General features: G+C 67.4%; 10 protein-coding genes. 7 read left to right on the top strand and 3 right to left on the bottom strand.

Features of this window, described 5'->3' with window-relative positions; genetic code table 11:
* Positions 1-148 precede the first annotated feature (148 nt).
* Positions 149-1903, top strand: coding sequence for a cation:proton antiporter (locus EDF57_RS13525; protein WP_132264705.1), 1755 nt, complete (start codon positions 149-151; stop codon positions 1901-1903).
* Positions 1904-1964: 61 nt separating this feature from the next.
* On the opposite strand, the gene EDF57_RS13530 is transcribed toward EDF57_RS13525, so the two are convergent.
* Positions 1965-2420, bottom strand: coding sequence for an Lrp/AsnC family transcriptional regulator (locus EDF57_RS13530; protein ID WP_134094686.1), 456 nt, complete (start codon positions 2418-2420; stop codon positions 1965-1967).
* A 136-nt stretch (positions 2421-2556) separates the two neighbouring features.
* Here EDF57_RS13530 and ald point away from each other — a divergent pair, with 136 nt between their 5' ends.
* Entirely contained in the window at positions 2557-3672 is a 1116-nt protein-coding gene (gene ald / locus EDF57_RS13535; RefSeq protein ID WP_134094687.1) for an alanine dehydrogenase, read from the top strand.
* A gap of 94 nt (positions 3673-3766) precedes the next feature.
* On the opposite strand, the gene EDF57_RS13540 is transcribed toward ald, so the two are convergent.
* A complete protein-coding gene (locus EDF57_RS13540; RefSeq protein ID WP_132264699.1) occupies positions 3767-4171 on the bottom strand; it encodes an acyl-CoA thioesterase in 405 nt (134 codons plus the stop codon).
* Positions 4168-6273 (bottom strand): S9 family peptidase, encoded by a 2106-nt coding sequence (locus EDF57_RS13545; RefSeq protein WP_132264697.1) that lies wholly within the window; start codon positions 6271-6273, stop codon positions 4168-4170. Before EDF57_RS13545 ends, EDF57_RS13540 begins: the two co-directional genes overlap by 4 nt.
* Before the next feature lie 42 nt (positions 6274-6315).
* Here EDF57_RS13545 and EDF57_RS13550 point away from each other — a divergent pair, with 42 nt between their 5' ends.
* The 5 genes from EDF57_RS13550 (at position 6316) to EDF57_RS13570 (ending at position 11836) form a co-directional block, all read left to right on the top strand.
* Positions 6316-8151 (top strand): aminopeptidase P family protein, encoded by a 1836-nt coding sequence (locus EDF57_RS13550; RefSeq protein ID WP_134094688.1) that lies wholly within the window; start codon positions 6316-6318, stop codon positions 8149-8151.
* Positions 8152-8233: 82 nt separating this feature from the next.
* On the top strand, positions 8234-8635 hold the full coding sequence (locus tag EDF57_RS13555; protein ID WP_134094689.1) for a cupin: 402 nt from the start codon (positions 8234-8236) through the stop codon (positions 8633-8635).
* A gap of 197 nt (positions 8636-8832) precedes the next feature.
* Positions 8833-9615: an EF-hand domain-containing protein gene (locus tag EDF57_RS13560; RefSeq protein ID WP_134094690.1), complete on the top strand. Its 783-nt coding sequence runs from the start codon at positions 8833-8835 to the stop codon at positions 9613-9615.
* Between the two features lie 41 nt (positions 9616-9656).
* Positions 9657-10391 carry a response regulator gene (locus tag EDF57_RS13565; RefSeq protein ID WP_132264690.1) on the top strand — a complete coding sequence of 245 codons (735 nt, stop codon included), beginning with the start codon at positions 9657-9659 and terminating at the stop codon, positions 10389-10391.
* Between the two features lie 14 nt (positions 10392-10405).
* Entirely contained in the window at positions 10406-11836 is a 1431-nt protein-coding gene (locus EDF57_RS13570; protein ID WP_243841061.1) for an ATP-binding protein, read from the top strand.
* Positions 11837-11856: the final 20 nt, after the last annotated feature.

Genomic DNA, 11856 nt, shown 5'->3' on the forward strand with positions numbered 1-11856 from the left:
GCGCCCGGTCCGACGCGGCCCGGTTCAGCCCCACTTGGATCGTTTGGCCTTTTCTGGCCCCTCCCTTCGTCTAGGGTTCCGCACCGCAGCGTGACGCCCTAAGAAGACCGTCCGCACGCAATTTTCGCTTCCCGCCCGAAAGGCCCCGATGGAAGATCATACCCAGGCATTCCTCCTGCGCGACGGCTTCCTGCTGCTCGGCACGGCGCTTGCCTTCGTCCTGCTGTTCCGCCGCCTCGGCCTGGGTGCGACCTTGGGCTACCTGCTCGCAGGCGCCATCCTCGGGCCTTACGCGCTGGGCCTGGTCGGCGATCCGGAGAACAAGCTGGGCATTGCCGAGCTGGGCATCACCCTGCTGCTGTTCATCGTCGGCCTGGAACTGGCGCCGCGGCGGCTCTGGCGGATGCGCAACGAGATCTTCGGCCTCGGCTTCCTGCAAGTGACGCTCTGCGGCCTCGCGGTCTCTGCGGTGATCTATTATTCCGCCGGGTTCAGCCTGGCCGCCTCGCTGGCGCTGGGGCTGCCGCTGGGGCTGTCCTCGACCGCGCAGGTCCTGCCGATGCTTCAGAGCGCCGGGCGCCTGAACACGCCTTTCGGCGAACGCTCCTTCGCAATCCTGCTGTTCCAGGACCTGTCGATCATCCCGCTGATCACGATCATCGCGGCGATGAACCGCAACCCGCATTTGCCTGAAGGCCCTCCGGGCTGGATCCTGGTGCTGGAGACCCTGGCCGCCATCGCCGGCCTGATCCTGGCCGGGCGCTTCGTGATCCGCCCGCTGTTCCGCCTGATCGGCAATCTCGGCGAGCGCGAGATGTTCGTCTTCGCCGCGCTGTTCACCGTGATCGCCTCTGCCGCGCTGATGCAGTCGCTCGGCCTTTCGACCGCGCTGGGTGCCTTTATTGCTGGCGTCATGCTCGCCGATACGCCTTACCGCCACGAGCTGGAGGCCGACGTCGAGCCGTTCCGCTCGATCCTGCTCGGCCTGTTCTTCATGTCGGTCGGCATGATGCTGGACCTTTCCGCCATTGCCGAGCGCCCGCTGTTCGTCGCCACCATGGCGCTGGCCCTGATCGCGGTGAAGGCTTCGGTGATCTTCGGGCTGGGCCTGCTGTTCCGCATGAACTGGCGCAGTGCGCTGGCGCTCGGCCTGCTGCTGAGCCAGGGCGGCGAGTTCGGCTTCGTGCTTTTCGCGCAGGCGCAGAGCGCCTGGCTGATCGAGCCGCGCGCCGCCAGCCTGTTCAGCGCCATCGTCACCCTGTCGATGGTCACCACCCCGTTCCTGATGATGGCCACCGCGCGCATCCGCGAAATGCCGACCAGCAAGGAAACCCGCGAAGGGCCCCGCAAGGACGGCGCCAAGGCCCTACTGGTGGGTTACGGCCGCTTCGGCCAGACCGTGGCGCAAGTGCTGATCGCCGCCGAAATCCAGGTGACGCTGATCGATACCGACATCGAGATGATCGACGTCGCCAGCGGTTTCGGCGCGAAAGTCTGGTTCGGGGACGGCACCCGCATCGACCTGTTGCGGCAGGCCGGCGCCGGCGGCGCGCAGATGATCGTGTTCTGCATCGACGGCGACCAGCTCTCGGACAGCTTCCTCCAGAACGTCCACGAGGCTTTTCCCGATGCCCGCATCCTCGCCCGTGTCTATGACCGCCGCGCGATGATCCGGCTGATGGATGCCCCCGTCACCTTCATGGTCCGCGAAGTGATGGAATCGGCCGTCGCCCTGGCCCGCGAGGCGCTGGACGACCTTGGCCTCTCCATCGAGCAGATCGACAATGCCGAGGAAACCTATCGCGCCAGCGACCGGGAGCGTTTGTCGATCCAGCACGAGACCGGCGACTTGCGCGCCGCGCGCGATCGCATCCTGACCCAGGACCTGCGCGACGCGCATTGACGCTGGCGGGCGGCATCCCTCCGGGAAGCGCCCCTTCGGGTGACGCCTTGCCCGCGGGCGTTCACGGCACCGAATAGCCCTCGAACCGCTTGATCCGGCGCAGCGCGAAGCTTGTCCGCATCGACGATACCCCCGGCAGCCGCGCCAGGCAGTCGCGGTGGATGCGGTCGTAGTGATCGAGGTCCGAGGCCGCGACACGCAGCTGATAATCCGCCGCGCCCGACATCAGGTGGCATTCGAGGATATCGTCGAAGTCTCCCACCGCCCGCTCGAAACGCTCCATGGCCTCGCGGCTCTGGCTCGTCAGCCTGATCTCGACGAAGACTTCCATCGACAGGCCCAGCCGCCGGGCATCCACCCGCGCGGCATAGCCTAGGATCAGGCCCTGCTCCTCCAGGGCGCGGATGCGCCGGTGGCAGGCGGAGGACGACAGGTTCACCAGAGCCGCCAGTTCGGCGATCGAGCGCGAGGAATCGGCCTGCAACGCTTCGAGGAGTGCGCGGTCTGCCCGGTCCATGGAAAATTCTCTTGTCGTTTGTTTCAGGACTGGGAAATATTCCTGCCCAGCTTTCTGACAAGCCCCAATTCGGTGAAACATTGCAGAGGCCCGGGTGTATCTCATCGGCAGGAGAGTTTTTCGCGGAGTCGATAATATGCGTGTCGGTACGGTCAGGGAAATCAAGAACCACGAATATCGCGTCGGCCTGACGCCGGAGAGTGCCCGCGAACTTGTGACTCACGGGCACGAAGTCTGGGTGGAAAGCGGTGCCGGCCAGGGCATCGGTGCCAGCGACGCCGACTATACCCGCCAGGGCGCCAAGATCGTGGCGACCGCGCGGGAGATCTTCGAAGGCTGCGAGATGGTCGTGAAGGTCAAGGAACCGCAGGCGGGCGAACGCGCCATGCTGCGGGAAGGCCAGATCCTCTACACGTACCTGCACCTCGCCCCCGACCCCGAGCAGACGGCCGACCTGGTGAAGTCCGGCGTCACCGCCATCGCCTATGAAACCGTGACCGGCCCCGGTGGGCAGCTTCCGCTGCTCAAGCCGATGAGCCAGGTGGCCGGGCGCATGTCGATCCAGGCCGGCGCCACCGCGCTGGAGAAGGCCCATGGCGGGCGCGGCGTGCTGCTGGGCGGCGTACCGGGCGTGATGCCGGGCAAAGTCGCAGTGATCGGCGGCGGCGTGGTCGGCTTCAACGCCGCGCAGATGGCCGTGGGCCTCGGCGCCGACGTCACCATCCTCGACCGCAGCCCCGACGTGCTCGAGCGGCTGGGCATCTATTTCGAGGCCCGCGCCAAGACCCGCTTCGCCAGCACCGCCAACCTGGCGGAAAGCGTGGCCGATGCCGACCTCGTGATCGGCGCCGTGCTGATCCCCGGCGCGGCCGCTCCCAAGCTGGTGACCCGCGACATGCTCGGCACGATGAAGCCGGGCGCCGTGCTGGTGGACGTCGCCATCGACCAGGGCGGCTGCTTCGAAACCAGCCATGCCACCACCCATGCCGAACCGACTTTCGTGGTCGACGGCATCGTCCACTACTGCGTGGCCAACATGCCGGGCGCCGTGGCCCGCACCAGCACTTACGCGCTGAACAACGTCACCCTGCCCCACGCCCTGGCGATCGCCAACCTCGGCTGGAAGGCCGCGCTACAGGCCGATCCTTACCTGGCCGAGGGCCTCAACGTCCATGCCGGCAAAGTGACCTTCGAGGCCGTGGCGACCGAGCTGGGGTACGACTACGTGCCGGTGAGCGACGTTCTGGGCTGATGATCTGGCGGCTCTCGTCCCGGCCTTGCCCCGGGACGAGGGCGGCCCGAGCTTACGGGACCATACCAAGGGTTCAGCGGAACGTTGCGCGGGGTCAGTCAGACCCGTCCCAGAAGGGCGCCGCGACCTCGGGTGGCACGCGCATGAGGCGTTCGGAGGCGATGTCGATCATGGCCCAGGTCGTCCGGGCGGAAACGAGCACTTTGCCCGTTTCGTTGCGGAAATCCACGCGTCGCACGAAGCGCGCGCCGCTCGGACCTTCGGGAATGAAGGTCTCTCCCGTCACGCTTTCGCCCTCGCGGATATTGCCGCGATAATCGATCTCGTGCCGGGTCACGACCCAGGCGTAGAGCGCCTGGTGCTCGGGCGGGGCCACCGCTTCCCAGTGCGCGGTGGCCATGGCCTCCATCCATTGCACCCAGACCGCATTGTTGACGTGGCCCATGACGTCGATGTCATGGGCCTGCGCCGTGAATGTCCGGGTGAAGGGCGGCTTCACTCGGAAACGCCGAGCTGCCAAAGGATGAACGCGAACTCCTCCGCGGTTTCCTTCAGGCTCTCGAACCGGCCGGACTTGCCGCCGTGGCCCGCGCCCATGTTGGTCTTGAGAATCAGTTCGTTGCCGTCCGTCTTCAATTCGCGCAGACGGGCGACCCACTTGGCGGGCTCCCAATACGTCACGCGGGGATCGTTGAGCCCGGCCGTCACCATCAGCGGCGGATAGGCCTGGGCCTTGACCTGATCGTAGGGCGAGTAGCTGCGGATAAGCTCGAAGGCCGCCCGGTCCTCGATGGGATTGCCCCATTCCGGCCATTCGCCCGGAGTCAGCGGCAATGTGTCGTCGAGCATGGTGCTCAGCACGTCCACGAAAGGCACATGCGCCACCACCGCGCCGAACAGGTCGGGATCGGAATTGATGACCGCGCCCATCAGTTCGCCGCCTGCCGAGCCGCCCGAGATCGAGATCTTGCCCGCCTCGGTGAAGCCGCGCTCGATCAGGCCCTTGGCCACATCGACGAAGTCGTTGAACGTATTGGCCCGCTTCTCGAGCTTGCCGGCCTTGTACCAGGCGCGGCCCAGATCGTCGCCGCCGCGGATATGGGCAATGGCATAAGCGAAGCCACGGTCGACGAGGCTGAGGCGCGCCGTCGAGAACCCCGGATCGATGGAGATGCCGTAGGCGCCGTAGCCGTAGAGATGCAGCGGCCCGGCACTCGTGCGGTCGCGGCGATAGACGACCGAGACCGGGATCGCCGTGCCGTCGCGCGCGGTCACTTCCAGCCGCTCGGTAGCATAGAGCGAGGCGTCGTAGCCCGAAGGGATTTCCTGGACCTTCAGCAGCTCCAGCGTGCGGTCCTTCACGTCGTAGTCGTAGACCGACGAGGGGCTGACCATCGATTCGTACGTCACCCGCAGCACGTCCATGTGCCATTCGGGATTGTTGGAAAGCCCGGCCGAGTAGCTGGCCTCGGGGAAGACGATCGGCTCGACGCGGGAGGAATCGTCGTAGTAGCGCAGCTCGATCTGGTCGAGCCCGGCCCCGCGCCCGGCCGTCTTCCGGCCTTCGACCACGTAGAAGTCGCGGAACAGGTCCACGCCGGTGAGGTAGAAGGCATCGGCCCCCTCGATCAGCGTCCTCCACTCGCCGGGATTATCCAGCGGCGCGGTGGCGAGGCGGAAGTTCTCGTGGCTGTCGTTGGTGTGGATGTAGAGCACGCCCTCGCGCTCATCCACGTCGTATTCCACGCCCTTGACGCGCGGCTTGACCAGGATCTGCGGGCCCAGCGGATCGTCGGCAAGGACCATGCGGCATTCGCTGGTCTCGTGATCGCTGGCGCCGATCAGCAGCCACTTCTCGTTGGAGGAGAGCGAGGAACCGACGCGGAAACCCTCGTCATCCTCGTGATAGAGTTCGACATCGCTTTCCAGCGGCTGCCCCAGCCAGTGCAGGCGGGCATTGTCGGTACGCCACTGCTCGTTGGCCAGCGAGTAGACGAGGCCCTTGTCCTGCGCCACCCAGACCAGCGCCGAGAGCGTGCCGGGAATTTCGTCAGGCAGGAGTTCGCCGGTCTCCAGGTTCTTGATCCGCGCGGTGAAGCGCTCCGAACCGTTGTCGTCATAGGCATAGGCCAGCAGCTTGCCGTTGGCGCTGGTGGAGATCGCGCCGAGGTTGAAGTATTCCTTGCCCTCGGCCAGGGCCACTTCGTCCAGGATCAGCTCGTCGGCGCTGCCGTCTTCGCTGGCGCCCACGGGGCGGCGCCACCACTTCTTGTATTCGGCGCCTTCCTCGAATTCGATCCAGTAGAGGAAATCGCCGTCCTTCTGCGGCACCGACTTGTCGGCTTCCTTGATGCGCGCGCGCATTTCCTTGAACAGCGCGTCGATCTGCCCCTGGCGGCCTTCCATGCGCGACTCGAACCAGCGGTTTTCCGCTTCGAGATGGTCCAGCACCGCCTTGTCGGTGACCTCGGGATAACCCGCGTCGCGCAGCCAGGCGTAGTCGTCTTCCACGCTCAGGCCGTGGTGAGTGAAGGAATGCGGCTTCTTCGCCGCCTGTGGAGGACCTGCAAGGGCCTGGGTGGAATCTGCCATTGCCTCCATCTATGTTGCACACATGACCCCCGCAAGCCGGATACCCACCTCATGTTGATGAATACCCACGAAGCGCGGCTCGATGCCTTGCGCCAGGAACTCAAGTCGCGCGGCCTCGACGGCTTCGTGATCCCCATTTCCGACGAGCATATGAGCGAATACGTCGGCGCCTATGCACAGCGCCTCGCCTGGCTCACCGGCTTCGGCGGCTCGGCCGGAACGGCCGTGGTGCTTACCAATCCCACGCTTTCTCCCGCCGCCGCCATGTTCGTGGACGGGCGCTATACCCTCCAGGTGCGCGAGCAGGTGGACGGCAAGGCCTATGCCTACGAAAGCGTGCCGCAGACCAGCGCCGCCCGCTGGCTGGGCGAGAATGCGCCCGAGGGTGCGAAGATCGGCTACGACGCCTGGCTTCACGGCTCCAGATGGGTGGAAGCCGCCCAGGCCGCGCTTTCGCACAAGGGCGGCACGCTCGTGGCGGTGGACGGCAACCCGATCGATGCCGTCTGGCAGGACCAACCCGCCCCCTCGCCCGCTGCGGCGATCGTCCATGACGATGCCTTCGCCGGCGAATCGAGCAAGGCCAAGCGCGCCGCCGTCTCCGAATGGCTGACCGCGCGCGGTCTCGATGCGACCGTGATCTCGGCGCTCGATTCCATTGCGTGGCTGCTCAACTTGCGCGGCACGGACGTGGAGCGGACCCCCGTGGCGCTCTCCTACGTCGTCGCCCATGCCGACGGCACGGCCGATCTCTACATCGCCGAGGAAAAGGTGACGGCCGAACTGCGCCAGCACCTTGGCAATGCCGTTCGCATCCAGCCGCGCGATGCCTTCGTCGCGGGCCTCGGCAAACTGGCGGGCAAGCGCGTCTCGGTCGATCCCGACAATGCCGTGGCCGCCGTGTTCGAGACACTGCGCGCCGCCGGCGCCGCGATCGTCGAGGAACGCGATCCCACGATCCTGCCCAAGGCGGTGAAGAACCCGGTCGAGCAGCAGGGCCACCGCAAGGCCCAGGCCATCGACGGGGTGGCCGTCACGCGCTTCCTGCACTGGCTCTCGGTAGAAGGCCCCAAGGGCGAAGTGACCGAGATGAGCGCATCGGACCGTCTCCACGCCTTCCGCCAGGAATGCGGCGATCTTCGCGACCTCTCGTTCGACACGATCTCCGGCGCCGGCCCCAACGCCGCCAGCCCGCACTACCGCGTCTCGGACGAATCGAGCCTGACCCTGGCGCCGGAAAGCGTCTACCTCGTCGATTCGGGCGGGCAGTATCCTTGCGGCACCACCGACATCACCCGCACCGTGTGGATCGGCAGCCCGGAAAATGAGAGCGGCGCCCCGCCGGCCGAAGTGAAGGACCGCTTCACCCGCGTGCTCAAGGGCCATATCGCCATCGACCGCGCGGTCTTCCCCAAGGGCACCAACGGCGGCCAGCTCGACGCGCTGGCACGTCAGTTCCTCTGGGCCGTCGGGCTCGACTACGCCCATGGCACCGGCCACGGCGTGGGCAGTTTCCTCTCGGTTCACGAAGGACCGCAGCGCATCGGCAAGCCGGCGGGCGGCCAGGCCGGCACATCGCAGGAACTGCTCGCGGGCATGATCCTCAGCGACGAGCCGGGCTACTACAAGGCCGGCGAATACGGCATCCGCATCGAGAACCTGATCCTCGTCGAACCGCGCCAGTTCGCCGGAGCGGACGGCGAATACTTCGGCTTCGAAACGCTGACCCTGGTGCCGATCGACCGCCGCCTCGTCGAGCTTTCGCTGCTTACCGCGGAGGAAGTGGCCTGGTGGAATGCCTACCATGCCAAGGTGCTCCAGGTGATCGGCCCGCAAGTCGAGGGCGAAGTGAAGCACTGGCTCGACGCGCAGTGCCGCCCGTTCTGAGCGCGCGGCTTCCGATGTTGTGAGCCTGCGGGCTCAGGCGTAACCTCCTCCCGGAAACAGGCTGGCCGGGAGGAGTCGCCCGATGACGGACGCAGTGCACGATCTCAGGACCCATCCGGTCCATCTCGGCCTCGGCGCGGTGGCCAGGGCGCAGCCCGCTTTCACCGGCATGGAATGGTACGCCGGCTATATCGAGCGGAGTGCCGCCGACGGGGCCGAGGGCCGCCTCGTCTCGATGTACGATTTCGACGAAAGCTGGGACAGCTGGGAAATGCACCCCGCCGGCGACGAACTCGTGGTCTGCCTGGGCGGGGCGATCACGCTGCACCAGGAACTGGCAGACGGCACGGCGCGCACCGTGTCGCTCCAGCCCGGCGAATATGCCATCAACCCGCCCGGCGCCTGGCATACCGCCGATGTCGACGACCGGGCGACGGCGCTGTTCGTGACGGCGGGGATGGGAACGCAGCACCGGCCGCGATGAAACGGCGCAAGGCTTGCCTCCGCATGAATAGAGTGCCAAGCCTGTGACAATTGGCGACAATAAAGCCGCAAGGCGGCACAACTGCGCGACAAGCGGTCGTTAGACGGGATCTCAGAAAGCCGCGGGGCTGTTCTTCCCCCTCCCTTCCCCGTCCCCCGGCTTTCGCCCTATTCGCCCGAAGAAAGAGAGCCCAGAGGATGAACCGCTTCAGCAAGATCGCCGTAGGCATCTCCGCCGCTGCGCTGGCCGTTGCCGGGGTGGCCTGTGCCCAATCTCCGGCCCAATCTCCTGCCCAATCTCCTGCCGGTCCGCAGCGCGACCGTCCCGAAACGCGCACCGAAACGCGCGCCGAAGCCCAGAGCCGGGCGGAGGAAATGTTCGCGCGTCTCGACGTGAACAAGGACGGCAAGCTCGACCGCGCAGACCGCGAGGCCCGCCGCCAACAGATGCGCGAAGCCGCGTTCGACCGGCTCGACACGAACAAGGACGGATCGATCTCCAAGGCCGAATTCATGGCCGATCGCGGACCGCGCGGTGATGGCGACCGGCCCGATGGTGACCGGCCCCATGGTGACCGACCGGCCGACATGCCCCCACCGCCCCCCGGCGCGGAAGGCGCGATGCCGCCGCCTCCCGGTGGCCCCGACATGGCCGGCCCCACGGGGCGCGCCGGAAAGGATCGCCATGGCCGCCACGACGGTCCGCGCGGTGGCATGAAGGGTTCGATGATGGGCTTCGGCAAGGCGGACGCCGATGGCGATCGCTCCGTGACCCGCGCCGAATTCGTCGCAGCCGCCCTCCAGCGCTTCGATGCCGCGGACACCAACAAGGACGGCAAGGTCACCCCCGAGGAACGCCGCGCCGCGCATGACAAGATGCGTGCCGAATGGCAGGCCCGCAAGGGCGAGCGTGGGGAGTCCCGGCGCGGCCGGGGCGATACCCCGCCGCCGCCCCCGGCCCCTGCACCCGCGACGAAGTAACCCGAGACCCCGCCCGCGCGACCGGACGGAAAAGGATTGGAATGAACGACATCTCGCCCGCCCGCATCCTGCTGGTCGACGACGAAGCTGCACTCCGCGAGCCCCTGGCCGACTACCTGTCGCGCCAGGGGTTTGCCGTCACCCCGGCCACGAGTGCAGCCGAAGCCCGCAGCAAGCTGCGCGACGACAGGCCCGATCTCGTCCTGCTCGACATCATGATGCCGGGCGAGGACGGCCTCTCGCTCTGCCGCCACTTCGTGGAAGCGCAGGACATTCCGGTGATCTTCCTCACCGCGCGCGGCGAGGCGACCGACCGGATCGTCGGGCTGGAGATTGGCGCCGACGATTACGTCGTGAAGCCTTTCGAGCCCCGCGAACTGGTCGCCCGCATCCGCTCCGTCCTGCGCCGCGCCGCCCGCATGCCTGCGCAGGCGCCGGAGAACGAGGCCTTCGCTTTCGAAGGCTGGCTGCTCGATCCGCTCAAGCGCCGCCTTTCCGATGCCGAAGGCGCGACCGTGCCGATTTCCTCGGTCGAATTCCGCCTGCTCATGGCCTTCCTCGAACACCCGCGCCAGGTGCTCAACCGCGACCGGCTGCTCGACATGGTGCAGGGCCGCGAAGCGCATCTGTTCGACCGCGCGGTGGACAACCAGGTCAGCCGCCTGCGCCGCAAGATCGAGGTCGATTCGCGCAACCCGCAGCTGATCCAGACCGTGTGGGGCGGCGGCTACATGCTGGCCACGGACGTCCGGCGCGTGCCGCTGGACGCGGACTGAGCGGAAACCGCAAGATGTCGAGCCTGAAGATGCCGCGTCCCCATAGCCTGATGGGCCAGATGCTGCTGGCAGTGGCCGTCGCGCTGATGCTCGTGCAGGGCCTGGGCGCGTTCCTGGTCTATCGCGCCCAGCGCGAGGGCTACGAGGCGAGCATGCTCAATGCCTCCGCGTTCCGCCTCATCATGGAAACGCGCGGCCCCCGCGCGCTGTCGCGGCGGCATGACGGGCCGCGCGTGCCGCTCTCCGGCCCGCCGCCCAAGGGCTACCATCTCGAATACAGCACGCGCTCCCCCGCCGGTCCCGGGGAAACCCGCGACCGGGAAGCGGAAGTGGGCCTGGCCAAGATCCTGGCCGACCAGGAATTCCCGGTGCGCGACATCGTCGTGGTCCACCGCGACGTCGGCCGCGACCGCGTCGCCCGCCGCAACGCGCTGGATCGCGCCGCCAATTACGGCCTCGCGCGTGAGGAAATCGACCGCATCATGCGGGCCAACCTGCTGGTGGTCGGCGTGCGCACGGAAGAAAACGGCAGCTGGATCATCTCGCGGGTGCGCGCGCCGAGGCCGGAAAACGTCCTGCTGACGCCGGTGCTGGTCCAGACGATCATCATCTACATCGTCGTCATGGCCGCCGTGGCGCTGATCCTGCGCCGCATCACCCGGCCGCTCGCCGCCCTGACGCGCCGCCTCGAACGCTTCGCCGCCACGCAGGACGTGGAGGGCCAGTTGGCCCCTTCCGGGCCGGAGGACATGCAGCGCCTCATCATCGCCCACAACGCCATGGAATCGCGCATCGCCGCCCTGCTGGACGAGAAGAACGTCATGCTGGGCGCCATCGGCCACGATCTCAAGACCCCGCTGGCGGCACTGCGCGTCCGCATCGAATCGGTGACGGACGACGTCGAGCGCGGCCGCATGGCAGCCACCATCGAGGACATCGTCCACACCCTGGACGACATCCTGTCCCTCGCCCGCGTCGGCCGACCCAGCGATCCGCTCGAACGCACCGAACTCTCCGCGCTGATGTTCTCGGTGATCGAGGAATACGAGGACATGGGCGAGCCGGTCGAAGTGGGAGACACCGCGCGGATGGCGCTGGAACTGCGTCCCACCTGGATCCGCCGCGCCTTGCGCAACCTCATCGGCAATGCGCTGCGCTACGGCGAACGCGCCCGCGTCTCGCTCTCCCGCGCGGAGGGCCGCGCCGTCATCCTGATCGAGGACGATGGCCCCGGCATTCCCGACGATGCGATCGCGGACATGATGAACCCCTTCACCCGCGGCGACCCCTCGCGCAACAGCGCCACGGGTGGCGCCGGGCTCGGCCTCGCGCTCGCCCGCGCCATTGCCGACCAGCACGGCGGCGCCTTGGTTCTGTCCAACCGGCTCTCGGCAGGCGGCACCGTCGAGGGCCTGAACGCCCGGCTGGAGCTGCCTCTGGGCTGACGTTCGCGGCGCAGTCGGTT

This window comes from Novosphingobium sp. PhB55 (assembly GCF_004368805.1).
In the GTDB taxonomy this organism is placed as follows: Bacteria; Pseudomonadota; Alphaproteobacteria; order Sphingomonadales; family Sphingomonadaceae; genus Novosphingobium.

Bases quoted from the DNA above. Each gene is read 5' to 3' on its own strand.
- EDF57_RS13525 (WP_132264705.1), top strand. From the start codon at position 149: ATGGAAGATCATACCCAGGCATTCCTCCTGCGCGACGGCTTCCTGCTG.
- EDF57_RS13555 (WP_134094689.1), top strand. From the start codon at position 8,234: ATGACGGACGCAGTGCACGATCTCAGGACCCATCCGGTCCATCTCGGC.
- EDF57_RS13560 (WP_134094690.1), top strand. From the start codon at position 8,833: ATGAACCGCTTCAGCAAGATCGCCGTAGGCATCTCCGCCGCTGCGCTG.
- EDF57_RS13570 (WP_243841061.1), top strand. From the start codon at position 10,406: ATGTCGAGCCTGAAGATGCCGCGTCCCCATAGCCTGATGGGCCAGATG.
- EDF57_RS13530 (WP_134094686.1), bottom strand. From the start codon at position 2,420: ATGGACCGGGCAGACCGCGCACTCCTCGAAGCGTTGCAGGCCGATTCC.
- EDF57_RS13565 (WP_132264690.1), top strand. From the start codon at position 9,657: ATGAACGACATCTCGCCCGCCCGCATCCTGCTGGTCGACGACGAAGCT.
- EDF57_RS13545 (WP_132264697.1), bottom strand. From the start codon at position 6,273: ATGGAGGCAATGGCAGATTCCACCCAGGCCCTTGCAGGTCCTCCACAG.
- EDF57_RS13550 (WP_134094688.1), top strand. From the start codon at position 6,316: ATGTTGATGAATACCCACGAAGCGCGGCTCGATGCCTTGCGCCAGGAA.
- ald (WP_134094687.1), top strand. From the start codon at position 2,557: ATGCGTGTCGGTACGGTCAGGGAAATCAAGAACCACGAATATCGCGTC.